The sequence below is a fragment of the Algibacter miyuki genome (assembly GCF_030409805.1).
In the GTDB taxonomy this organism is placed as follows: Bacteria; Bacteroidota; Bacteroidia; order Flavobacteriales; family Flavobacteriaceae; genus Algibacter; species Algibacter miyuki.
Genome location: NZ_JAUFQP010000007.1, coordinates 29,527 through 54,377 on the forward strand (window position 1 = coordinate 29,527; position 24,851 = coordinate 54,377).

The 24,851-nt window shown below is 35.7% G+C and carries 18 protein-coding genes; 12 read left to right on the forward strand and 6 right to left on the reverse strand.

From position 1 onward, the window contains the following. The first annotated feature begins 23 nt into the window (after window positions 1-23). The 3 genes from QWY92_RS03170 (at window position 24) to QWY92_RS03180 (ending at window position 2,327) form a co-directional block, all read left to right on the forward strand. Entirely contained in the window at window positions 24-1,106 is a 1,083-nt protein-coding gene (locus QWY92_RS03170) for an amidohydrolase family protein (RefSeq protein WP_282149232.1), read from the forward strand. A gap of 90 nt (window positions 1,107-1,196) precedes the next feature. After that, the gene (locus QWY92_RS03175) at window positions 1,197-1,838 is read left to right on the forward strand and encodes an O-methyltransferase (protein WP_290268471.1); all 642 of its coding nucleotides are present in this window, start codon (window positions 1,197-1,199) and stop codon (window positions 1,836-1,838) included. A 60-nt stretch (window positions 1,839-1,898) separates the two neighbouring features. Continuing rightward, window positions 1,899-2,327 carry a DUF4268 domain-containing protein gene (locus QWY92_RS03180; RefSeq protein WP_042499891.1) on the forward strand — a complete coding sequence of 143 codons (429 nt, stop codon included), beginning with the start codon at window positions 1,899-1,901 and terminating at the stop codon, window positions 2,325-2,327. Window positions 2,328-2,342: 15 nt separating this feature from the next. Here QWY92_RS03180 and QWY92_RS03185 read toward each other — a convergent pair whose 3' ends face one another. From QWY92_RS03185 to QWY92_RS03195, 3 genes are read right to left on the reverse strand one after another with little or no spacing between them, the layout of a single operon-like run. Then, window positions 2,343-2,834, reverse strand: a complete 492-nt coding sequence (locus tag QWY92_RS03185) for a GNAT family N-acetyltransferase (protein WP_290268472.1) — start codon at window positions 2,832-2,834, stop codon at window positions 2,343-2,345. Next, on the reverse strand, window positions 2,831-3,457 hold the full coding sequence (trhA, locus tag QWY92_RS03190; protein ID WP_290268473.1) for a PAQR family membrane homeostasis protein TrhA: 627 nt from the start codon (window positions 3,455-3,457) through the stop codon (window positions 2,831-2,833). Before trhA ends, QWY92_RS03185 begins: the two co-directional genes overlap by 4 nt. Window positions 3,458-3,460: 3 nt before the next feature. Next, entirely contained in the window at window positions 3,461-4,138 is a 678-nt protein-coding gene (locus tag QWY92_RS03195; protein ID WP_290268474.1) for a DUF4294 domain-containing protein, read from the reverse strand. Window positions 4,139-4,240: 102 nt separating this feature from the next. On the opposite strand from QWY92_RS03195, the gene QWY92_RS03200 reads away from it, so the two are divergent. The 9 genes from QWY92_RS03200 (at window position 4,241) to QWY92_RS03240 (ending at window position 18,880) form a co-directional block, all read left to right on the forward strand. After that, a complete protein-coding gene (locus QWY92_RS03200) occupies window positions 4,241-5,329 on the forward strand; it encodes a M42 family metallopeptidase (RefSeq protein ID WP_290268475.1) in 1,089 nt (362 codons plus the stop codon). 60 nt (window positions 5,330-5,389) lie between these two features. Continuing rightward, window positions 5,390-5,938, forward strand: a complete 549-nt coding sequence (locus QWY92_RS03205) for an NUDIX hydrolase (RefSeq protein WP_290268476.1) — start codon at window positions 5,390-5,392, stop codon at window positions 5,936-5,938. Between the two features lie 36 nt (window positions 5,939-5,974). Further along, window positions 5,975-6,655 (forward strand): PrsW family intramembrane metalloprotease, encoded by a 681-nt coding sequence (locus tag QWY92_RS03210; protein WP_290268477.1) that lies wholly within the window; start codon window positions 5,975-5,977, stop codon window positions 6,653-6,655. A gap of 252 nt (window positions 6,656-6,907) precedes the next feature. Further along, a complete protein-coding gene (locus QWY92_RS03215; RefSeq protein ID WP_290268478.1) occupies window positions 6,908-9,637 on the forward strand; it encodes a substrate-binding domain-containing protein in 2,730 nt (909 codons plus the stop codon). Between the two features lie 383 nt (window positions 9,638-10,020). Beyond that, a complete protein-coding gene (locus QWY92_RS03220) occupies window positions 10,021-11,346 on the forward strand; it encodes a sugar porter family MFS transporter (RefSeq protein ID WP_290268479.1) in 1,326 nt (441 codons plus the stop codon). A gap of 18 nt (window positions 11,347-11,364) precedes the next feature. Continuing rightward, window positions 11,365-12,978, forward strand: a complete 1,614-nt coding sequence (locus tag QWY92_RS03225) for a glycoside hydrolase family 32 protein (RefSeq protein ID WP_290268480.1) — start codon at window positions 11,365-11,367, stop codon at window positions 12,976-12,978. Between the two features lie 17 nt (window positions 12,979-12,995). Beyond that, a complete protein-coding gene (locus tag QWY92_RS03230) occupies window positions 12,996-16,157 on the forward strand; it encodes a SusC/RagA family TonB-linked outer membrane protein (RefSeq protein WP_290268481.1) in 3,162 nt (1,053 codons plus the stop codon). 11 nt (window positions 16,158-16,168) lie between these two features. Continuing rightward, window positions 16,169-17,914, forward strand: a complete 1,746-nt coding sequence (locus QWY92_RS03235; RefSeq protein ID WP_290268482.1) for a RagB/SusD family nutrient uptake outer membrane protein — start codon at window positions 16,169-16,171, stop codon at window positions 17,912-17,914. An 84-nt stretch (window positions 17,915-17,998) separates the two neighbouring features. Further along, on the forward strand, window positions 17,999-18,880 hold the full coding sequence (locus tag QWY92_RS03240; protein ID WP_290268483.1) for a carbohydrate kinase family protein: 882 nt from the start codon (window positions 17,999-18,001) through the stop codon (window positions 18,878-18,880). Between the two features lie 110 nt (window positions 18,881-18,990). Here the strand turns inward: QWY92_RS03240 and QWY92_RS03245 are convergent, their stop codons facing one another. The 3 genes from QWY92_RS03245 to QWY92_RS03255 are packed head-to-tail and all read right to left on the reverse strand — an operon-like array spanning window position 18,991 to window position 24,796. Continuing rightward, complete coding sequence (locus QWY92_RS03245) at window positions 18,991-20,442, reverse strand: TolC family protein (RefSeq protein ID WP_290269969.1); 1,452 nt, start codon at window positions 20,440-20,442, stop codon at window positions 18,991-18,993. After that, the gene (locus QWY92_RS03250) at window positions 20,432-23,686 is read right to left on the reverse strand and encodes an efflux RND transporter permease subunit (RefSeq protein ID WP_290268484.1); all 3,255 of its coding nucleotides are present in this window, start codon (window positions 23,684-23,686) and stop codon (window positions 20,432-20,434) included. The genes QWY92_RS03245 and QWY92_RS03250 overlap by 11 nt, the downstream gene beginning before the upstream one ends. 27 nt (window positions 23,687-23,713) lie before the next feature. Continuing rightward, window positions 23,714-24,796 carry an efflux RND transporter periplasmic adaptor subunit gene (locus tag QWY92_RS03255; RefSeq protein WP_290268485.1) on the reverse strand — a complete coding sequence of 361 codons (1,083 nt, stop codon included), beginning with the start codon at window positions 24,794-24,796 and terminating at the stop codon, window positions 23,714-23,716. Window positions 24,797-24,851: the final 55 nt, after the last annotated feature.

Here is a 24,851-nt window from a genome sequence, read left to right on the forward strand (position 1 = left end):
TCGCTTTCGCTGAAACCAAACACATGAAACGTAAACTTAGAATTAACGGCCATTCGCACTTACTTCCCTATCCGGAAGAAATACCAGATTACATGCAAGAAAAAGGCATTTTTTGGGTGGATAAAGACCGCAAATTTATGCTTCAGAAAGATTGGAAACGCCCCGTAACCGACTCTAGTTTTTTTCTAGATGAAAAACTAGAATGGATGGAGCGCAACAAACTAGATCACGCCGTGGTTTTAAACCTGTCGCAACTTTACGGTAATGGTTTGCGTGTTGAAGAAATGAAAAAGGCTTTGCGTTTTCAAAACGATTTTAATGCCCGAATACAGCGCGAACACCCCAGTAAATTCACTTGTGGTTTTGTGGTACATCCTGGTTTTATTCGTAGTGCCTGTTGGGAAATTGAACGTTGCGTAGAAACGCATGGTATGCAATTACTTTGTTTGCCAACCCATTACATGGATACTATTGGCACGTGGCGTTGTATTTTTGACGAAGAAAATGAACCTATTTTTGAACTGGCTAACAAATACAATTTAGCGGTCGAAATTCACCCGTATGATGGCGAAAAATTTATAAAATTAGAAAACACCTCTTGGCGCTTTCACCTTATTTGGATGTTGGCACAATGTGGCGATGCATACCATTTTCTAACCTTAAATGGCTATCAAGAAAAATATCCAAACATGCGTACTTGCTTTGCTCATGGCGGACAATTGGCTCAAATTAATTTAGGCAGACGTATTCAAGGTTTCGATGGTAGACCCGATTTATTTGAAGGCAAACACCACCCAAGAAAAGCCGTAGGGCATAAAAATATTTTCTTCGATACTTTAGTGCATGATACTGGAGGCTTGGAGTTACTAATTAGAAATCATGGTTCTAAACAAGTTATCATGGGGCTAGACGATCCGTATCCTTTGGGAGAAATGGAAAGTGATAAGCAATCATCATACCCAGGGAAAATTTTAGATTTAGCCGTAGAACGCGACATTATTACCACTACAGAGTACGACGATATTTGGGAAAACAACGTGGTGCAATGGCTTTGTGGTGATGATGATATTGCAAAACAAAAACTACTCAATCGAATTTTAGGATAACCAAAACCTGCTTTTAATTATCAGAAGACTAAAGATTGTAAAAAAGTAATACTTTTGTGTTTTATTCATTACGAAAAGAACAAATTCTAAATGCCCTTTTTACCCGAAGAATTAGACGCCTACGTTGTAAACCATTCTGAAGACGAACCTTCATTATTACAGCAACTTACGCGCGAAACGTATCAAAAAATTTTACAGCCCATTATGCTGAGCGGTCCTTATCAAGGCCGTGTTTTAAGCATGATTTCTAAACTTAAAAACCCGAAAACCATTTTGGAACTCGGTACTTTTACAGGTTATGCCTCTTTATGTTTAGCTGAAGGTTTACAAAAAGATGGTGAGTTACACACTATTGATGTAAATGAAGAACTGTTTGATTTTCAGCGTAAATATTTCGATAAATCGGAATACGGAAACCAAATTTTTCAGCATCTCGGTAATGCTATTGATATTATCCCAACGCTCGATAAAACTTTCGATTTAATTTTTATTGATGCCGATAAACCCAACTACGTCAATTATTTTCATTTAATTATTGAAAAGTTAAATCCGGGTGGCATTATTATTTCCGATAATGTGTTGTGGCATGGTAAAGTAATTGAACCGCTAGACCCTAAAGATAAATCGACTAAAGCAGTTTTGGATTACAACACGCTTTTAAAGGAAGACCCAAGAATAGAAACCGTAGTTTTACCTATTCGAGATGGATTAACGGTGAGTAGAAAACTGTAATTAGGGTTATAAATTAATGAGATTTCCGCCTTCGCGGAAATAGAAAACCATATATTTTCAATGTTTAGTAAAGAAGAATCAAGACGAATGAGAGAAGAATTCTGGACCAGTTTCGGAAAATCTTTCCCACGAAAGTGGATTTTATACAACACAAAATTAAAAGGTTTAAGTTTTAAATTTCATTTTGATAATAAATCGGCATTAATCGCTTTAGATCTTGAGGATGATTTGGAACACCGCATAAACCATTGGGAGAAACTAGAGGCTTTAAAATCTATTTTATTAGATGAATATTTGCCAGACGCCATTTACAACGAAGCTTATTTTTTAGATAATGAAAAAGAAATTTCGAGAATTTATGTGCCGTTAGAACAAAAAGTATCTATCCATAACAAAAACACATGGCGCGATGTGATGGAGTTTTTTAATGTTAACATGAATTTATTTGAAGCTTTTTTCGAGGAATACAAAGATGTTATTGAAGGTTAATACCTCCACTAAACACTAGAACAACTTTTCCATTTCAAAATCGTCCATAACAAAGCCGTTTCCAATATCGGTAACAGATGCTTTTACGTTTTTAAAGCCTAACTTTTCGTAAGCTGCAATAGATGTTGTATTGTATTTATTCACCTTCAATCTTATGCCTAAAAGTTGTTGCTTTTTTGCTTCTTCATCTATAAAATTTAAAGCAACTCGGCCAACACCTTTACCTCTACATGCTTTTGCAACGTATAGTTTACTCAAAAATAAAAAATTGGCTTCGGGTTTAATAGCCATATAGCCAACTGGTGTTTCGTTATAGGTTAAATAGTAAAACTGCGCACCTAAACCCACCTGGTCTTCAATCGCTTTCGCGGAATTAAATTTAGCCAGCATATATTCCACTTGCTCTAAACCAATGATACTCGGATAATGCTCATGCCAAATTTGGCTCGCTAAGGTTTCTACTAATTTAAAATCATCTTGTGTTTTTGCTCTTTTAACTGCTATCATATCACGTAATTAAAAATCATAAAAAAATGAAAAATGGCTCCCGAAAGCACAAATAAATGCCAAATAACATGATTGTACGGGATTTTATCAATAGCATAAAACACAATACCAATGGTATATGACATCCCTCCTAAAAATAAAAACCATATGCCATTAGTGCCTATCATTTCGGATAAATAGGAAAAATCGAAAACAATAAGCCACCCCATAATCAAATAGAGCAAGGTTGAAAATATTTCAAATTTTCCTGTAAAAAATATTTTTAGAATCACTCCAAAAATGGCAATCCCCCAAACACTCCAAAACAGTGGCCAGCCCAAACTTTGATCCAGTGTAATTAAACAAACCGGCGTGTAAGTTCCTGCAATAAGGCCGTAAATACTAATGTGATCGAAAATTCGAAAAATGTGTTTTCTGCGTTCATCCTTAACCGAATGATACAATGTTGACGCTGTAAATAAAACAATGATAGATAAACCATAAACCAACACACTAAACAAACTCCACTCGGTTTTAGCCGTTTCAAAAGTTATTAGTAAAACCAAAGCAACAACACCTAATATCGCACCAAAACCATGCGTTAACGCATTTAATTTCTCCTCGAATGGTGTTTGAATTCTCATAAATTAGGGTGTTTCAGTCTCGTTTTTCCACTTTTCAGTTAGGTCGTAAAAGTCAAATTTGATAGCCGACTTCTGCCGTTCTAATCGTCCACTTTGGAAGTTTCGTTGCAGAATATCTTCAATTAAATAATCTTCTTTTACGTTTTCGGGGTCAAATTCTCGTTTCAACGAAATATCAAACATACTAGCCGTGGTATTGTACCAAAAAGCACGCCAACCATTCCGAAGTTCTTTAACCAAATCAAACGTTGTTACACCTGTTTGGCGATGTATTAATTTAACGAGTATCTGCCCTTCGGTACGACTCATTTTCTTTAACTTTTCAGAAAACTCTCCTTCAATATATTTCTGAATCTTTTTTGTGTACCTTCTCTTATCTCGATTTCTGGTAAGTGTTTCTAAATGCTTGGTTAAGGAATCTAACCTATCGGCAGCCAATTTAGCGTACGGATAAACTTTTAAGGTTTTTCGGCGTAAAATTAAATACCGAATACGTTCTTCTCTTGTCTTAAATTTTAAGCGATGCAAAATCATAACGGCATCTAAATCAATGGTTGTTCTCGGTACAGAATCGCCTTTAATAATCAAATATTGTCCAACTGTGGTATCCTTAACCGCATCGTTTACTTGAGCCACAAGTAACAATGGAAATAACAGAAATACATAGTTTAAAAATTTCATCTTAAAAACACCAAACAATTAGTCTGTCAAAATTAATAATTTACATCCTCTAAAACATTTTTTTTCTATTTATATTATTAATTTAGTGCAAAACTTTAAAAAATGGCAAAGAATAGTATACTGAACGAAAAGTCTATGGACTTTCTTGAAAAATATTTGAATAATGCAGCGCCTACTGGCTACGAATGGGAAGGGCAAAAAATATGGATGGATTATTTAAAACCTTATGTTGACACCTTTATTACAGATACCTATGGTACGGCTGTGGGAGTGATTAATCCTGATGCAAAATACAAAGTCGTTATTGAAGGACATGCTGATGAAATTTCGTGGTATGTAAATTATATTTCTGATGACGGACTAATTTACGTGATTAGAAACGGTGGTAGTGACCATCAAATTGCACCGAGTAAAATTGTAAATATCCATACAAAGAATGGCATTGTAAAAGGTGTTTTTGGATGGCCAGCAATACATACTAGAAATAAAGCAAAGGAAGAAGCACCAAAACCTGATAATATTTTTATCGACTGTGGTTGTAAAACTAAAGAAGAGGTTGAAAACTTAGGCGTTCATGTGGGGTGTGTAATTACCTATCCAGATGAATTTCATATTTTAAATGGCGACAAATTTGTTTGTCGTGCATTAGATAACCGTATGGGTGGTTTTATGATTGCTGAAGTAGCGCGTTTACTAAAAGAGAACAAAAAAGAGTTGCCTTTTGGATTGTACATTACAAATTCTGTACAAGAAGAAATTGGTTTACGTGGTGCCGAAATGATTACCCAAACCATTAAACCAAACGTGGCTATTGTTACCGATGTAACGCACGATACCACAACACCAATGATTGAAAAGAAAACGCAAGGAGACTTACAACTTGGTAGCGGACCTGTAATTGCTTACGCTCCTGCTGTACAGCAAAAATTACGCGATTTAATTACAGAAACAGCCGAAGCTAAAGGTATTCCTTTTCAACGTTCTGCACTTTCTAGAGCTACGGGAACAGATACCGATGCTTTTGCTTATAGTAATGGCGGTGTCGCTTCAGCTTTAATTTCTTTACCACTTAGGTACATGCATACCACGGTAGAAATGGTGCATAGAGATGATGTTGAAAACGTTATTAAAATGATTTACGAAACATTATTGAACATTAAAGATGGCGAAACATTTAGTTATTTCGACTAATTAAAATTGAATATAAAACACAAAAGCCTCATGTAAATGGGGCTTTTTTAATCTGAATATATGGACGAATATATCGATATTGTATCCGAAAATGGTGAACCAACAGGAAAGGTAGCTTTAAAATCTGAGGCGCATAAAAACGGCTGGTTTCACAACACGATCCATCTTTGGTTATTTACTAAAAAAGGTGAAGTTTTACTGCAACAACGTTCTCATAAAAAAGCAATTTATCCGCTACTTTGGGATGTGTCAGCTGCCGGCCATATCGATGCTGGCGAATCTATAGAAACCGCTGCCATACGCGAAACTCATGAAGAATTAGGCTTATTACTTAAACCGAGTGATTTAACTAAAATTGGAATAAACAAGCACAAAACAGCTTATGCCGACGGAGCTATTCAGGATAATGAATTTCATCACGTATTTATTGCTGAATTAAAAATCGACATCACAAAACTCACTCCACAAGAGGAAGAGGTAGAAGCTTTAAAACTAGTTTCTTTCAATCAGTTTAAACTGCATTTAGAAAACAGTACCGACAATCATTTCATAGCTTCGAACAAAGCCTACTACCAATTTGTACTCGATAAAATAAAGGCAGAAATTTAATTTATTCCTCGAAAACCACATTTAAAACACTCTTTAATGGCATTACTTTTATCTGCTCTTGCGCCTATTTTTATAGTTATTATTTACATCTATATCAAAGATAAATACGAGAAAGAGCCAAAACGCCTCATGCTTATCGCTTTTTTGTTAGGCGCTGTAATTAGCATTATTATTACCACGATAATGTATTATGTTTTTGATATTATTTTACCACTCCCAGACCATACGAGTGTAATGCAACAATTTATTAAAGCCTTTTTTGTTGTTGGCCTAACGGAAGAATTTAGTAAATATATTATTGTAAGGTATTTTTCCCAAACTCGAAAAGCCTTTAACGAACCTTTTGATGGTATTGTATATGCCGTAATGGTATCCATGGGTTTTGCGGCTACCGAAAACATTGCTTATGTTCTTGAAAGCGGTTTTGAAACAGCTTTTTTACGTGCTATAACCGCTGTTCCGGCTCATGCTACTTTCGGTATTTTAATGGGTTATTTTATGGGGAAAGCTAAATTTTCTAATAACAAAATAGTATTAAACTTAACAGGTTTACTCCTCGCTATTATTTTTCATGGTGCTTACGATTTTTTCTTATTCATCGATTTTATTCCAGGGATTTGGATAGGTGCATTCGTCTCTCTTTTCATCGGAATTTTACTTTCTAGAAAAGCTATAAAACAACATCAAAAAGACTCTATTTTCAAAAACAGACACTAAACCTATCAATTATTAACAGCACACAACTTATACATTGCTTGTAATTTTGCAGGAGAGAGGTTAAGTTCGTCGAAAGACGATTAAACTTTAGGGACTTAAAAGCTATCTGTTTACAGGTAGCTTTTTTTATGCGTTCTATTTCGCAAGCGGGCTAGTTCCTTCATAATCTTCAGTTTATTTATCAACATTATCAATCAAAAGTTAAGTATTTTATGATTTCTTTAATGTATTTTTAAATATATTTCTACCAACATGATAAAAACAAAGGCTTTTCTATTTTTCGCTATACTTACGCTATGCTTTTCTTGCACTAATGATGATGAAAAAAAATATCGAATAGGCTTTTCGCAATGTATTAGTAAAGATGATTGGAGAAAGGTTATGGACCATGAAATGATAGTAGAAGCGTCATTAAATGAAGATATCGATTTAACTATTTTTCAAGCTAATGAAGATATAGAAATTCAGAAATCACAAATTGAAACCATGATAAACGATGGCTTTGATGTGATTATAATATCCCCTTTAAGACCAGACCCTCTTGTCTCATTAATTGAAAAGGCTTATGATAAAGGGATTCCTGTTATTATCGTGGACCGAAAAATTAATTCGCAAAAATTCACCGCTTATGTTGGAGCGAATAATATTGATGTAGGCCGTATGGCTGCAAAATATATTGCATCGCAAAACAAAGAAAACATCAGTGTTTTAGAAATAAAAGGAAGTGATAACTCATCGCCTGTTATTGAGCGGCATTTGGGATTTCATCAAATTATAAACAGCGACCCTAATGTTTCTATTAATTATAGTATTAAAGAAGAAAACCTTCCACAGCGATTACCTCAAATTTTAGACTCACTAAACATAAAACCTATCCATTATGTGTTCGGTTTTAATGACAACATTGCTCATGACGCATGGAAAATAACAAAATCTAAAGCAACAGAAAGCTCCATTAAATTTATTGGCGTAGACGGGTTAAATGGAGAAAACAACGGCATCCAACTGGTGCAAAACGGCGTATTATCTGCAACTGTACTTTATCCTACAGGAGGAGACGAAGCTTTAAAAATTGCTGTAAAAATTTTACGTAATGAAAAAGTAGACAAAAACAATATATTAAACACAACAATAATTGACTTTAGAAATGCTGAAATAATGAAAAATCAGTATGACAAAATTAACAAACACCAGTATGAAATAGAAAGTCAGCAAGAAAAAATAAAACTACAAAAGCAAACCTATTCTACACAAAGCAATATCCTAAAGTTACTTCTAGGGTTACTTATTATTAGTTTACTTTTAGTTGTTTTTAGTATTTATTCAGCATACAGCAACCAAAAGAAAAAGCGAGAATTAGAAATACGCAATAAGAAAATTACCACTCAAAGGAATCAAATAAAAAAAATAGCGCAAGAAATTAAAATAAGTAATGAAGCTAAAGTAAACTTCTTTACAGGCTTATCACATGAATTTAAAACCCCTATCACTCTAATTTTATCATCAATTGAATCTTTATCCGAAAACAAAACACTAAAAGACAATAAACTATCTCGTGAAGTTGGATTAATTTTCAATAACTCAAAACGACTACTGCGACTGATAAACCAACTACTAGACTTCAGAAAAATAGAAGATCGAAAATTCATTTTAAAAGCGTCTGAAACCAATTTAATCAAGTTTTCTAATCTCATTTTTAACGACTTTAAACGCGAGGCTCAAAAACGAAATATTACTTTTTCAATTGAAACAGATAATGAAGACCTAAACCTTTTTATTGATAGAAATTTAATGGATAAAGTCTATTTCAACTTACTATCCAACGCTTTTAAATTTACGCCCAATAACGGTTCTATTAGTATAAAAATTCATGACATTCCAGAAATAAACCAGGTAAAAATTCATTTTAAAGATTCGGGTATTGGTATACCTACTTCAGAAATGAATCAGGTTTTTTCTGCCTTCTACCAAGGCTCGAACAATAATAAATCGAGTTCCGGTATAGGCCTACACTTATCCAAGGAATTTGTAGAACTTCATAAAGGATCCATTGAGGTAAAATCTAAGCATGGAACAGAGTTTATAGTCACGTTATACAAAGGTCAGGCCCACTTAAGCACTGATGAAATTGTTTATGATCCCGATATTATTGAGGAAACCGTTTTAAGCTTTAATGATGGTTATGAAGACGAGGTGTTTTTACAAAATCAACCCACACAGTCCGGCGATCACTATTCCATTTTAATAATTGAAGACAACCTAGATTTAGCCAACTATTTACACGGAAAACTATCGAAAGACTACCACATACATCTATCCGATGGCTCTGACGCTATTGAAAAAGCTATTGAAACCATTCCTGATATTATCATGTGCGATATTAATGTCTCTGGTAGTCTCGATGGTTTCGAAATATGCAAAACATTAAAAACCGATTTACGAACGTCTCACATTCCAAACATTATCCTTACAGCTTTAAACAATAAAGAATCATACATCCAAGGACTTCAATCGGGAGCCGATTTATTTTTAACTAAACCTTTTAGCTTTGCTATTCTGCAACAATCGATTAAAAGTTTACTTTATAATCGAGAAAAGTTACGTTACTATTTTATAAACAACATCCATAAAGTTGATACAGAACAAAATTTTGGTTTACTAGAACAGGATTTTATTTCCAAAATCAACAAACACATTGAAGAACATATAGACAACTCTAAATTCTCGGTAGAACAACTCGCCGAGCATTTAAACATCTCTCGGGTTCAGCTCTATAGAAAAATGAAAGCTATTTTAGGCGTTAGTATTAGCGATTATATTCAGAGCAGAAGACTAGAAAAAGCAAAACACTTACTCGATAACACCAGTCTTACCATTTCTGAGATAGCTTATGCTACAGGTTTTTCTTCTCCCAATTACTTTTCTACAAGTTTTAAAAACAAATACCAAAAAACACCAAAAAAATACAGATCAAACACCTAAATTAGTTCCACTTTACACTAGAATACCTACTTTTTAAAACAACTTACCACTGCGATATTCATAAAAACACAGGCTGATTATCATCAAAGTAGCAGTATTTCTTACTGAATTTTACCATTTTAGCAATGCGTATTATTAAAATCACCTCCGCTTAGCTACTAAAAGAAGGGTAACATAGTTACATTTTTATACTTTTATGTAACATTACCTACATTTCACTTTGCACTTCCATTTTTAAAAAAAGAAAAAACCTCAACAATAACAATACTTCCCGTGCTTTCTCACTTTAACTTTAACAAACTTATAACTTATTGATACAAAACTAAAACATGTGGCGTAATTAAAAATATACATTGCAATCACTAAACTAATTACACCACCACATGAATAAAAAAATACTAATATGGTCTGTTACCGCAGCACTTGCAGGATTCTTATTTGGCTTTGATACCGTTGTTATATCTGGTGCAGAAAAAAAACTACAAACTTTATGGGGTTCTTCAGATGCTTTTCATGGCATTGTAGTAATAGGAATGGCATTATGGGGTACTGTTATAGGAGCACTGTTAGGCGCTATTCCAACAAACAAAATTGGACGTAAAAAAACACTCATGTGGATTGGTATTCTATATACCATTTCGGCCATTGGTTCTGCCTTTGCTAACGACCCAATTACCTTTGCTATATTCCGATTTATTGGAGGTTTAGGAGTTGGTGCTTCCACTATTGCGGCACCTGCCTATATATCGGAAATTGCCCCAGCTAAAGATCGCGGTAAACTCGTTGGCCTCTATCAATTTAATATTGTTTTTGGTATTCTTATAGCCTTCTTATCTAACTATCTTTTAAATGGTTTAGGCGAAAATGCTTGGCGATGGATGGTTGGCGTTGAAGCTATTCCTGCTGTAATTTACACCCTTTTCACACTGACATTACCAAAAAGCCCAAGATGGTTACTTACTAAGTTTAGAAATTCAGAAGCAAAACAAGTATTTCAAATTATTAGTCCCGATTTAGACCCGGAAAAACTAATGCTTGAAATAAAAACCGAAATGGAAAATACAGTAGCCAATGAAAACATCTTTCTTAAAAAGTATAGATTCCCATTAATATTGGCTTTTCTAATCGCTTTTTTCAATCAACTATCTGGAATTAACGCTTTACTTTATTACGCGCCTCGAATTTTAGAAGAAGCTGGACTTGGCGAAAGCACAGCCTTACTTAGTAGTATTGGCGTTGGAGTAACCAATATGGTTTTTACTCTTTTGGGCGTTTTCTTAATTGATAGACTCGGCAGAAAACAACTTATGTACATCTGCTCGTTTGGCTATATTATATCGTTATCCTTAGTTTCCGCAGCCTTCTTTTTAAATTGGGAAGGTAGCGCCGTACCTGTTTTTTTATTCATGTTTATTGCCGCACATGCTATTGGGCAAGGCACTGTAATATGGGTGTTTATTTCTGAAATTTTCCCGAACCATTTACGAGGATCAGGCCAAGCTTTTGGCAGCTCGGTACATTGGGTATTAGCTGCAATTGTGCCGTCATTAGTCCCCATACTTTTCTCTACTGTTGGAGCTGGCGTGGTTTTTTTAGTCTTTGCCATAATGATGGTTTTTCAATTGCTATTCGTAGTCTTTATGATGCCCGAAACAAAAGGCGTTTCATTGGAAGATCTAAGTAAAAAATTAATCAATAAATATAACTAACCTAAAAACTATCTCATCATGAACATTTTAAAACTCGGTAAATCTGTATTAATGATTCTCTTTGTTTTCGGAATCATAGGTTGTAAAAAAACAAGTGATACAAAGCAAACAACAGAAAACACAACACTTTCCACCCCCCAAATAAGTACGGAAGAATCACTTTATAGACCAAATTTTCATTTTACACCAAAGAAAGCTTGGATGAACGACCCAAATGGTATGTTTTACTACAACGGATATTATCATTTATATTTCCAATACCACCCAGAAAGTAGTGTTTGGGGGCCAATGCACTGGGGTCATGCTATAAGCACCGACATGATTAGCTGGAGAGAACAACCCATTGCTATTTATCCTGACGAATTAGGCACCATTTTCTCTGGTAGTGCTGTAGTTGATATTAGCAATAGTTCCGGTTTTGGTGAAGTTAGCAAAGCTATTCCTATTGTTGCCATGTATACCAGTTCTAAAAAACTTGGTGAAGGTGATAATTGGAAACAAACACAAAGCATTGCATACAGTAATGATGAAGGTAAAACCTTTACCAAATACGATAGCAATCCAGTTATTGATAATGATAATATTAAAGATTTTAGAGATCCTAAAGTTGTTTGGGATGAAGACAGAAAAAAATGGGTAATGGTACTTGCTGCCGGAGACAACATTATGTTTTACGACTCAAAAGATCTAAAAACCTGGAATTTACTTTCCAATTTCGGTAAAAACATTGGCGGTCATGGCGGTGTTTGGGAATGCCCCGATTTATTCAAACTTCCTATAATAGGCACCAACGAATCAAAATGGGTACTATTAGTAAGTATTAATCCTGGCGGTCCAAATGGCGGAAGTGCTACACAATATTTTGTTGGCGATTTTGATGGCACTCAATTTACTTTGGATAAAGACTTTGAAACCAGCTTAAATAATGATCATAATTTCTGGATAGACTTCGGAAGAGACAATTATGCGGGTGTATCATGGTCTAATGCACGCACAAAAGACGGAGGCATATTAATGTTAGGCTGGATGTCTAATTGGCATTACGCTCAAAAAGTTCCAACCGAAACTTGGAGGAGCGCCATGACAGTAGCTAGAAAAGTACAACTACAAAAAAATGAAAATGGCTACCGATTAATATCAAATCCTGTACAACAACTTGCTAGTTACAGAGGTGAGAAATATAAAAAAGAAAATATAATTATATCGGGCGATACCAAAATCATCGATACTAAAACCATTGATTTAGCAAGTGCTGAAATTCAATTTAATATTTCAGATTTAACCGAAACCACATACACCTTCAAACTTGAAAACCAGGCAGGAGAAAAACTATTATTTGGTTTCGATAATATTAAAAAAACATTTTTTATAAACAGAAAACAAGCCGGTAACACCACATTTTCCGAAAAATTTGCCGATAGAATCTCCATTGCTCCAAGAACATCGAGTAATCAAAATTTATCTGGAACTATACTTCTAGACAAAACCTCAATCGAGTTATTTTTTGATAACGGAGAAACCGTAATGACTGAAATTTTCTTTCCAACAGAACCTTTTGAAACGCTAAGCATAAACTCTAACAACCAAGACTTTACGCTTAGTTCTATTGAAATTAATAAACTAAACTTTTAACTTAAACTAAATTAATTATGAAATGTAAACAACTTTTATTTTTATCCTTTTTTGCGCTGCTGAGCTTGTTCGCTCAAGGCCAAGTAAGCGGTACGGTTACAGACCAAACAGACGGCATGCCCTTACCAGGTGTTTCCGTAATAGTTGCAGGAACCTCGCAAGGTGCCGCAACAGATTTTGACGGAAATTATTCCATAGACAATATTAATGGAGATGCTACTTTAGTTTTTAGCTATATGGGCTATAAAACACAAGAAATTCAAATCGCAGGAAAATCTATTATTAACGTATCCTTAATTGCCGATGCCAGCGAACTAGACGAAATTGTAGTAACAGGATACTCTAGAGAACGAAAAGTAGATGTAACAGGAGCAATTACCGTAGTTGAACTTGGGCCAACAGAGGGCGTAAGTATGAGTTCTGGTAGTGCCGTTCAAGGACTTCAAGGTCGTGTTCCAGGGGTGTTTATTGAAAAATCTGGAGACCCAACAGGATCTGCAAACAATATTTTAATTCGTGGGGCAACAACATTAGGCGACAATAATCCCTTATTTGTTATCGATGGGGTACCAACATTGCGTCAGGAAGTGTTTTCAAGCATTAACCCTAGCACAATAGAATCTGTTCAGGTGCTTAAAGATGCTTCCGCATCGTCTCTATATGGGGCACGTGCAGGAAACGGCGTTATTATTGTAACCACTAAAAACAGTGCAAAAGCTGCCGGTGGCGAAAAATTTAAAGTCAGCATCAACTCAAACGTTTCTGTTCAATCGGAGAAAAAACAACGTTATGATATGCTAAACGCTCAACAACGTGGTGAGGTACTTTGGAGAGCTTCAGTAAATGATGGAGCCGACCCAAATAGTGGTTATGGTGAAATATATGATTTCGATTGGAACGGCGATTTCAATAACCCTGTTTTAAACAGTGTTGCCGTTCAGCCATACGTAGGGGGAGATACTTCAGTACCCGTTGGAGATACCGATTGGCAAGACGAGACTTACAAAACAGGTTATGTTTACAATAATGAAATATCCGTTTCAGGAGGTACCGACAATTCTTTTCATTTATTCAATATAGGCCATTTAAGAAATACAGGAATTCTAAAAAACACAGGCTACGAAAGAATTTCGGCAAAACTAAACTCTAACTTCAACTTATTTGAAAACCGATTAAGAGTTGGTGTAAATACACAAATTTTCACATCAGACGAAACATTAGCGTCTCCAGATGTTGGTAGTGCACCTACGCCAAGTTTAGCCATTTCCTTAGCACCAACAATTCCTGTTTACGATAGTAACGGAAACTTCGCTGGCCCTTTAGGTTCTGGTTATTCCGACAGAAACAATCCTGTTTTAATGCAATATTTAAACCGTTGGGATAATACAGATAGAACAACTTTCTTCGGAAATATTTGGGGTGAATTCGATATTATTGAAAACCTAACATTCAGAACCAGTTTAGGTATAGATTTTAGCGATTATCATAAAAAAGATATTGAAACTAAAGTTGATAACGGCTCTATTCAAAGAAGTAACAACAGATTAATACATGACACCAACAAGTTTACAAGCTTAGTATTTACAAACACATTAAGCTACCAACTAGAACTTAACGATAAGCATAAAATAAATGTTTTACTAGGAACGGAATCTATAAAAGATGATTTTTCAAGTGTTTATTCTCAGGCCGATGGATTTTCAACCGAAACGGAAGCTTATTTTGTTTTAAAAGAAGCCACAGGCGCTAGAACAAACACAGGCACCTCTACAGGAAGCCGATTATTATCTCAATTTGGTAAAATCAACTATGGTTTTGAAGATCGCTATTTAGCATCTGTTACCATACGTCGTGATGGTTCTTCAAGATTTGGTGCCGAAAACCGATATGGTATTTTTCCTGCTGCAACTGTAGGTTGGAGAATTAGTAATGAAGAGTTTTGGAAAGATAATGATGTTGTAAATTCATTAAAATTTAGAGCAGGTTATGGAGAAGTTGGTAACCAATCTATTGGAGATGTAGCACGTTTTGGGTTATTTGCTTCAAAATACGGGCAAAATCAATTACAGGCTACTGGAGACGACTTTTTCTTTAACACCTTTTACAATGTAGGTACAGCTTACGATTTAAGCGGAATTAACACAGGTAACCTACCTTCAGGCTTCGCTCCTGTTCAAGCTGGAAACCCAGCATTAAAATGGGAAACTACCAAAGAAATTAACCTTGGGTTAGATTTTACTTTGTTTAACAATGCTATCGTAGGATCCTTCGATTACTTTACCAGAGAAACTTCCGATATTTTAACCATTCCTCCAATTGCTTCTGCAATAGGTGAAGGTCAATTAAAAACTTTAAACGGAGCTACTACAGAAACCAGAGGTTGGGAACTAGCATTAAATTATTCTAAAACTTTAGATAACGGTTTATCATTCACTGTAGCAACCAATTTAGGTGCTTTTAAAGATGAAATTACAGAACTACCTGCCGAAGTTGTGTCTGCTTTCCCTGGAACTGTTGATAACTCAATAATTGGACATTCTCAATTTTCTATCTACGGTTATAAAACAGATGGCTTATTTCAAAGTCAAGACGATGTAGACAATAGCCCAACTCAGGTAGGCGCTAGACCAGGCGGATTAAAATTTAAAGATTTAAGTGGTAATGGAAGTATTGGTGCAGAAGACAGAGATTTTCTTGGAACAACCTTACCCGACCTTGAGTATGGTATTAGATTAGATATGAATTATAAAAATTTCGACATGTCTTTATTCGGCTCTGGCGTTGCTGGTAGAATTGGACAAGACCCTTATATTTCATTCAACAATTTTGTTCAAGGTAGAGAAAATGCAGGACTTGGGGTATTAAACTCATGGACACCAAGTAATACAAATACCGATGTTCCTTCATTATCATTAGTAAACAACGATACGAGAATTTCTGATTATTTATACAGAAAAAATTCTTACTTCAAATTAAGAAACCTTCAAATTGGATATTCACTTCCTGAAGAACTAACAACTAAGTTAGCTGGCATGACCAGTTGTAGAATTTATCTACAAGGCGAAAACCTATTCTGGATTACACCTAGCGATTATATAGGTTCCGACCCAGAACGTACGGATGTAAACACCATTCCAGTACCAACTGTACTTTCAATAGGACTTAACATTAACTTTTAAAAATGGCTCACATGAAAAATATAAAAACATTATTAATAGGAAGCATGGCGGCATTTACAATGTTTGCTTGCTCCAACGACTTTTTAGAATACGAACCTGAAGGCTTCCTTTCGGTTGAAGCCGCAGCAACAGCAGAAAACGCAGAAGCCTTAGTGGTTGCTGCTTATGCCGGAATTGCAAACGACGATATGGTAGGCCCATTAACCAGTATGTGGGTATATGGAAGTGTACGTTCAGATGACGCCTACAAAGGTGGCGGCGGACGTGGAGATGTGGATGTTATTGACAGATACGAACAATACAACTTAACCATTGCAGACGATCCTGTAGATTGGATGGCACCTAGAACCTGGACAAGCTACTACGCCGCTATTTCAAGAGCTAACTTAGCCTTAAACGTTATTAATGAAATACCAGAAGCAGATTACGCCAACAAAATAACAAGACAAGCCGAGCTTCGCTTTTTACGAGCACATTCACATTTTGTTCTAAAATTATTATTCAAAAAAATTCCTTACATCACTGAAGGTTTAACACAAGAAGAGATTTTAGAAATTTCGAATATTATTGATAATGATGAGCTTTGGAATAAAATAGCAGACGATTTCTTATTTGCTTATAACAACTTACCACAATCGCAAGAAGAAGTAGGTCGTGCCGATAAAAATGCCGCTGCCGCTTATTTAGCAAAACTTCGTTTATATCAAGCTTATGAGCAAAATGACACGCACCAGGTTACCAACATTAACATGGATAGATTACAAGAAGTAATTGATTATGCAGACGATGTTACTGGCGCTTTAGAATCTGATTACGGCAACAATTACTTAGATGGATTTGATAATGGACCAGAATCTATTTGGGCAGCACAATTTTCAATTAACGATGGTACAACAGTAAGCAGAGTAAGTTTTGTAACCGGATTAAATTCCCCTCATGGTAATGGATTATACGGATGCTGCGGTTTCCACTTAGCAAGTCAAAACATGGTAAATGCCTTTAGAACAGATGCTGATGGATTACCATTACTCGACACCTTTAACGACAGTAACATTTTCGATGTAGTTAACAATGATGGCGAAACTCCTTTAGCCTCAGGACTTACAGTGGATCCTAGAATTGACCATACTGTTGGTATTCCAGGCAGACCTTTTAAATACAGAAACACGGTTAAGGAAAACGGAGATATGATTTACAATTACAGTTGGGCTAGAGACCCAGGTGTATATGGCTATTTTGGAAACATGAAAGAACAACAAGCACCAGACTGTTCTTGCTATGTCAAAGAAGGACCTTTTATTGGAACTTCTAAAAACATTGAATTTATTAGATATGCAGATGTTCTTTTATTTAAAGCTGAAGCCTTAATTCAAAGAGGAGAGGTTGACGCAGGTATAACTATAATTAATGATATTAGAATGCGTGCTGCGGCAAGTACACAACGCCAAATAAGTGCTGGCGCCACTAATATTTATAATATTGGAACATACCCAATGGGCATGGCTAAAACAGAAGCCTTAAAAGCTTTAATGTTTGAAAGACGTTTAGAATTTGGAATGGAAGGCCCTAGATTTTTCGACTTAGTACGTTGGGGTATTGCAGAACCAGTACTAAACGACTATTTAGAAGTTGAAAAAACTAGAAAAGATTTTCTATCGAATGCGCAATTTACATCAGGTCGTGATGAATATTATCCAATACCACAAAGAGAAATTGACTTCACAGGTGGTTTGTACAAACAAAACCCTAACTATTAATTTTTAGCTAGTTTATTTTAGTTTAGTTTCAATAATCCAGAAGTAATGTAGTTGTTACTTCTGGATTTATTTTAAATTTACATTATGAAAAAAATAGTTTGTTTTGGCGAAATTTTGTGGGATGTATTCCCCACGCATAAAAAAATTGGAGGCGCACCTTTAAATGTAGCTAGTAGGCTTAGTTCATTCAACAATAGCGTAAGTATGATTAGCGCTATTGGTAATGATGAACGCGGCAAAAAGCTACTTCGTTACCTGAATGACAACAACATAAACACTTCCTGTATAGAGACATTAAATGACTATAAAACAGGAAAAGTAAAAGTGATGCTAAACGAAAAAGGCTCTGCATCATACGACATTAAATTTCCTAGAGCTTGGGATAAAATAAGTCTAACTGAAAGCTCTAAAAACGCAGTGAAAAATGCCGATGCTTTTGTTTTTGGTAGTTTAGTCGCAAGAGATGAAACCTCAAGAAAAACATTATACGATTTAGTTGAAATAGCAAATTATAACATTTTCGACCTCAATTTAAGAACACCTTACTATACCCAAGACGTATTAACACACCTCATGGAAAAAGCCGATTTCATTAAATTTAATGACGAGGAACTTTACGAAGTAAGCGATTATTTAGGTTCGAAATACAACGGATTGGAGCAAAATTTAAAATTCATTTCCGAGAAAACGAACACCAAAAATATTTGCGTTACCAAAGGTGAACACGGAGCCGTTTTACTACAAAATGATAATCTTTATTACAATAGCGGCTATCAAATAAAAGTAATTGATACCGTTGGTGCTGGCGACTCTTTTTTAGCATCGTTAACAAGTCAACTCCTTAATGGCGAAAAACCACAAAAAGCCATAGATTTTGCCTGTGCTGTTGGTGCGTTGGTTGCACAAAACGAAGGTGCAAACCCAAAACTCAGCACTTCAGAAATTAAAAAATTCATGAATCTATAAATACGTAAATCCTTAATATAGATAAATTAAAAAGCCGTTTTACATATTGTAAAACGGCTTTTTTTATGTTCTCAAAACCTGAGAACCTTGCTAAAAAATAATCTAGGGAATTATTTCCAACCACCACCTAAAGCTTTGTAAACATTTACATGAGCTAAAAGTTGTTCTTTTTTAGTTTCTATAATTTCAATTTGAGAATCTAAAGCTTCACGCTGTGTTAATAAGACTTCAGTATATTCTGCTCTAGCCGATTTAAAGAGTTTCATAGCAATTTCAATAGACTCATTTAAAGCCTTAACCTGCTTATCTCTTAAATCGTAACTTTTCTTAAGATTTTCAACGCTTGAAAGCGCATTAGCGACTTCAACATAGGCATTCAATACAGTTTTTTCATATTCATAAACGGTTTGCAACTGTTTAGCATTTGCATTTGCATACGCTGCTTTTATAGCGTTTCGGTTAATTAATGGACCTACAACATCGCCTACCAAAGAATACACCAACGACTGTGGAGTTTCGGTTAAAAACTTAGGTTTAAAAGCTTGCAGCCCCACTCCGGCAGAAATACCTACGGCAGGATAAAAATTAGCTTTAGCAACTTTAGTATCTAATTTTGCTGCAGAAAGTTCAAATTCCGCTTTACGAATATCAGTTCTATTTTCTAGTAATTGCGAAGGAATTCCAGCATTGATAATATCGATATTGGTATTTATAAAATTATCAGAATTACGCACCACATGCTGTGGATATCGTCCAACCAAGAAGTTAATCCCATTTTCAACCTCAACAATCTTCTGTTGAATATCGTATTTATTACTTTGGTTTTTTAAAACCTCAGCTTCAAATCGACGTACGGCTAATTCTGTTGCGCGAGCAGCTTGCTTTTGAACTTTTACCATTTTTAAAGCGTTCTGTTGAAGATCTAAGTTTTTGTTGATGATGGCTAATTGATTATCTAAAGCCACTAACTCGTAATACGAATTCGCAATTTCGGCAACCAAATTTGTAACCATAAAGTTTTTACCTTCAACCGAAGATAAATACTCAAAAACAGCAGCTTTTTTACCGTTTCTAAGTTTCTTCCAAATATCAAGTTCCCACGATGCTGAAAGTCCGATGGAATAATCCTGCAAAGGTTCTGGAAAAGCATCTTCCTCATGTACATTTAAGTTTTTTTCAATAGCGCCATTTCGGGTATATTCGCCTACTTTTTCTACTTCCGCGCCGGCGTAAGCATTTACAAACGGTAAATATTCTCCTTTACGTGCTTTAATTTCATTTTTAGCCATATTAATTTGCTGTAACATCATGTTAAGCTCTTGATTGTTGGCTAAAGCGGCATCAATTAGCGCCGTTAAATTAGTGTCTGTAAAAAAGGTTTTCCAATCCACATCTGCCGTATTCAAACTATCTGCAGACTGATTTTGGTAACCTTCCGGAACCGTTTTATTTACCTCTCGCACAGCCTTTGTTGGCACACAAGAAAAAACGGAAACGCTTATAAAAACACCCCACAAAATAATACGGGTGTTTTTAATGCTGTGTTTTATATTAATTTTCATCATGTCTTCTTTTAACAAGTTTTTTCAATAATTTATTAATCTTACTAATTTTAGTAGCATTCACTTCACTTTGGCTTTCACTTTCACTAATGCGCATTAACTCTTCAGTAACCGACGTAGATGCTTCATCTTTAATAAGACCTCTACCATCTGCTATTTTCGCGAAGAAATAATATAAACCAGGAATAAGAATAACCCCAAAAATGGTTCCGATAAGCATACCTCCCATGGCAGAACCACCAATTGTTCTGTTTCCGATAGCACCTGCACCAGTAGCCATAACCAACGGTACCAAACCTGCAACAAAGGCAAAAGACGTCATTAAAATAGGTCGAAATCGAGCTTTCGACCCCTCGATGGCGGCTTCTAAAATAGTAGCCCCTTGTTTGCGTTTTTGAACAGCAAACTCCACAATTAGTACTGCATTTTTACCGAGTAGCCCGACTAACATAATCATACCAATTTGAGCATAAACATCGTTTGCTAAGCCCATAACCTTCAGTAAAAAAAATGATCCAAAAATACCCACAGGAAGCGATAGTATAACCGCAAATGGGAGTAGAAAACTTTCGTATTGTGCCGCAAGTACGAAATACACAAAGATTAATACTATAGCAAAAATATAGATGGATTCGCTACCACGGCCAGCTTCATCGTAAGTTAAACCTTCCCAACCCACATCGTAACCTCTTGGCAGTTGCTCTTTAGCCACTTCTTTAATCGCGTTAATAGCATCACCACTTGTATATCCTGGAGCAGGAAGCCCACGAATAGCAGCAGAATTGTAGAGATTATAACGAGTAATTTCATTCGGACCTAGAGCTTTTTCCATGGTCATGAATGCAGAATACGGCACCATTTCTCCGGATTCATTTTTTACATAAAGTTTTTGAAGATCGGATGGTAATCCTCGATATTCTGGCGCAGCTTGTGTGTACACTTTAAAGAAACGACCAAAACGAATAAACCCTTGCTCGTAAGTACTACCAATTAAAATATTTAGGTTTTCCATGGCTTTACCAATAGTCACCCCTTTTTGCATGGCTTTTTTATTGTCGATTTTCAATTTATATTGCGGATAGTTTGCTGAGAAAAACGTAAACAACCCTGTTAATTCTGGACGTTCAGCTAAGGCCGCCATAAACTCGTTATTGATTTTTTCAAAATGATGATAATCCGTTGAGTTTGTTTTATCCAATAAACGCATGGCAAAACCTCCTGAAGACCCAAAACCAGGAACAGCTGGCGGTTCGAAATATTCTATTACGGCACCTAAATCTCTAGTTTCTTCCTCTAGCTCTTCCATAATTTCATGTACGGTATGTTCTCGATCGCCCCAAGGTTTCAAGTTAATTAAACAAGTACCGGCATTAGAACCACGCCCTTCCGTCATAATTTCATATCCCGCTAAAGAAGAAACGGATTGCACACCTTCAGTTTCTTCACAAATTTTCTGAAGTTTTTTAGCCACTTCATTCGTACGTTCCAAGGTTGCTCCTGGAGGTGTTTGAATGATGGCGTAAATCATCCCTTGATCTTCATTCGGAATAAATCCAGCTGGCAATACATCATTCGTAAAATAAATTCCTGCACAAAACGCTGCCAACATTCCAAATGTTATAATGCGACGCGCTGCTATTTTATTTAGGAGCTTCACGTAACTTCCTGTTAGTTTTTCGAAACCATTATTAAACCAGTCTATAAATTTATCGACAAGTGATTTCTTTTTCTCTTTTCCATGGTTGTTTTTCAACATCATAGCACAAAGCACCGGTGTTAATGTTAAGGCAACAATGGCAGAAATAACAATGGAACCCGCCATAGTAATGGAGAATTGACGGTAGAAAACCCCAACAGGCCCCGACATAAAAGAGGTAGGAATAAATACTGAAACCATGACTAAAGTAATGGCAATAATAGCGCCTCCAATTTCACTTAAAACAGCAGATGATGCTTTGTATGGCGAGAGGTGCTCTTCTTCCATTTTAACATGGACAGCCTCGACAACCACAATGGCATTATCGACCACAATACCAATAGCAAGTACTAAAGCGAAAAGTGTAATTAGGTTAATGGAAAGCCCAAAAAGTTGCATTACAAAAAAGGCGCCAACTAAAGATACCGGTACGGCAATAATAGGGATTAATGTAGAACGCCAATCGCCCAAAAACAAGAATACCACAATAGCCACAAGGATAAAAGCATCACGAAGCGTGTGTACCACCTGCTCTATGGAAGCATCTAAGAAATTAGAAACGTCGTAACTAATTTGGAAATCCATTCCTGGTGGTAAATCTTGTTTAAGCTCATCTAATTTTTCTTTTACGGAAGCAATAACATCGCTACCATTAGAACCAAAAGTTTGCTTTAAGACGATAGAAGCCGACGGTTGCCCATCTAAATTGGAATAGATATCGAAGAATTCACTTCCTAAATCGACATCGGCAACATCGGACAATTTGATGATTTCTCCTTCTTCGTTTGCTCTAATAATAATCTCTTTGTATTGGTCGGGTTCGTTATAACGGTTTTCATAGGTTAATACATATTCTAAAGACTGTGCTGTTTTACCTGAGCTTCTACCAATTCTACCTGGTCGGGCCAAAATACTTTGATCCTCCATAGCTTCTAAAACTTCTTCCGCAGAAATATGATAGGCGCGCATACGATCTGGTTTCAACCAAACACGCATGGCATATTTTCTACTTCCTAAAATTTTCGCACTTGCAATACCATCAATACGTTGAATTTCTGGGATTATTTTCGTGTACGCGTAGTTAAATAAAAACTTCTCGTCGTTGTCCTTCTTCTTACTAAAAAGATTCACATACATCAACATACTCGGCTGCACTGGCGTGATCACAACACCTTCACGTTGCACCAGTTCCGGCAATAAAGGCATCACTTGATCGACCCTTGTTTTTACTTTAACTACTGCCTCATTGGGGTCGGTGCCGGGTTCGAAAATAACACGCAATGTCCCTTCACCTGCACTAGTCGCATCAGACGCAATGTAACGCATACCTTGCACTCCGTTAATGGCGGTTTCTAAAGGAATTAAAGTGGAATTCACTAAAACATCGGCACTAGAACCTGGGTATGCAATAAATATATTAACCGTTGTTGGCGCAATTTGTGGAAATTGGGAAATGGGTAATTGCTTGATAGCAATTAAACCCGTTAACAAGATAAAGACCGAAATGACGATGGCCAAAACCGGTCGTTGTATAAATTTTTTAAACATGATTTTTTTGAGATTAATTAGACATCCTTACTCAGCGTATAATTCTAAGTTTGCTAATACCTCGTTAGGTTTCACAAATGTTGTAGCAATTTTTTCTTGGTCTTTTACCATTCGAATACCTTCGAGTAATATTTGTTCATTTACTGCAAGGCCGCTACCCACAACAAATAAGTGAGGTAACTCGGCATCTACCGTAATTTCTCGTTGCTTAACCACGTTGTTTTTATCAACAACAAAAACGAATTTTTTATCTAAAATTTCGAAAGTTGCTTTCTGCGGAATAATAACGGCATCTTTAAACGGTACTTTCATTAAAACACTGCCAGTTTCGCCGTGACGCAAAATACCATCCGGGTTTGGGAAGGTCGCTCTAAAGGCAATATTTCCGGTTTCGTTATTAAATTCACCTTCAATAGTTTCTACAATTCCTGCTTGATTAAATCGCTTATTGTTAGCCAATAATAAATCAACTTGTTTTTTTTCGTCTTTATCCTCACTCATGATATAATCAAGGTATTCAGCTTCTGGGACATTGAAATACACCCACATTTTACTGTTATCTGACAGTGTAGTTAACAGTTCTCCTTCGTCTAGCAAACTTCCTTGTCTGGCTTCCAAATGATCCATAATACCATCAAAAGGGGCCCGGATATCGGTAAAACCTAAATGTGTTCTAGCTAAGGATACTTCGGCTTTTGCTTTTTCAACATTAGCTTGAGATAAGGCTAATTCATTTTCTGAAACCACGTTACTATCAGCTAAAAGTTTCGTGTTTTTAAGTTCGATTTCCGCAGCATGTTCTTCCGCAGTTGCTTTTTGCAATTCCGCTCTATACACGTTTGGAGAGATTTGAAACATGTGCTGACCTTTTTTAACATGTTGACCTTCGTCAACAAAAATTTGTTTTAAATAGCCTTTTTCTAAAGCTCGCACTTCAATATGCTGATAAGCTTTAATCTGACTCACATAGTCTTTTATAATTGAGGTATCTTTTTTAACGGGATTGGTTATTAAAAACTTAACTTCTTCTGCTTTCTTTTCGTGTTTTTTTTCACAACTTGTATTCAATAAAAATACAAACGCACCAATGTAAATGAAGGTTTTCTTCATGGTTTTACTTTTTAAAATAAATGATTATAATGAAATGATTGCGCAAGATAAAAGC

Coding starts and splice junctions, on each gene's coding strand:
- QWY92_RS03175 (WP_290268471.1), top strand. CDS start 1,197: ATGCCCTTTTTACCCGAAGAATTAGACGCCTACGTTGTAAACCATTCT.
- QWY92_RS03235 (WP_290268482.1), top strand. CDS start 16,169: ATGAAAAATATAAAAACATTATTAATAGGAAGCATGGCGGCATTTACA.
- QWY92_RS03215 (WP_290268478.1), top strand. CDS start 6,908: ATGATAAAAACAAAGGCTTTTCTATTTTTCGCTATACTTACGCTATGC.
- QWY92_RS03220 (WP_290268479.1), top strand. CDS start 10,021: ATGAATAAAAAAATACTAATATGGTCTGTTACCGCAGCACTTGCAGGA.
- trhA (WP_290268473.1), bottom strand. CDS start 3,457: ATGAGAATTCAAACACCATTCGAGGAGAAATTAAATGCGTTAACGCAT.
- QWY92_RS03240 (WP_290268483.1), top strand. CDS start 17,999: ATGAAAAAAATAGTTTGTTTTGGCGAAATTTTGTGGGATGTATTCCCC.
- QWY92_RS03255 (WP_290268485.1), bottom strand. CDS start 24,796: ATGAAGAAAACCTTCATTTACATTGGTGCGTTTGTATTTTTATTGAAT.
- QWY92_RS03200 (WP_290268475.1), top strand. CDS start 4,241: ATGGCAAAGAATAGTATACTGAACGAAAAGTCTATGGACTTTCTTGAA.
- QWY92_RS03185 (WP_290268472.1), bottom strand. CDS start 2,834: ATGATAGCAGTTAAAAGAGCAAAAACACAAGATGATTTTAAATTAGTA.
- QWY92_RS03170 (WP_282149232.1), top strand. CDS start 24: ATGAAACGTAAACTTAGAATTAACGGCCATTCGCACTTACTTCCCTAT.
- QWY92_RS03250 (WP_290268484.1), bottom strand. CDS start 23,686: ATGTTTAAAAAATTTATACAACGACCGGTTTTGGCCATCGTCATTTCG.
- QWY92_RS03245 (WP_290269969.1), bottom strand. CDS start 20,442: ATGAAAATTAATATAAAACACAGCATTAAAAACACCCGTATTATTTTG.
- QWY92_RS03195 (WP_290268474.1), bottom strand. CDS start 4,138: ATGAAATTTTTAAACTATGTATTTCTGTTATTTCCATTGTTACTTGTG.
- QWY92_RS03180 (WP_042499891.1), top strand. CDS start 1,899: ATGTTTAGTAAAGAAGAATCAAGACGAATGAGAGAAGAATTCTGGACC.
- QWY92_RS03225 (WP_290268480.1), top strand. CDS start 11,365: ATGAACATTTTAAAACTCGGTAAATCTGTATTAATGATTCTCTTTGTT.
- QWY92_RS03210 (WP_290268477.1), top strand. CDS start 5,975: ATGGCATTACTTTTATCTGCTCTTGCGCCTATTTTTATAGTTATTATT.
- QWY92_RS03205 (WP_290268476.1), top strand. CDS start 5,390: ATGGACGAATATATCGATATTGTATCCGAAAATGGTGAACCAACAGGA.
- QWY92_RS03230 (WP_290268481.1), top strand. CDS start 12,996: ATGAAATGTAAACAACTTTTATTTTTATCCTTTTTTGCGCTGCTGAGC.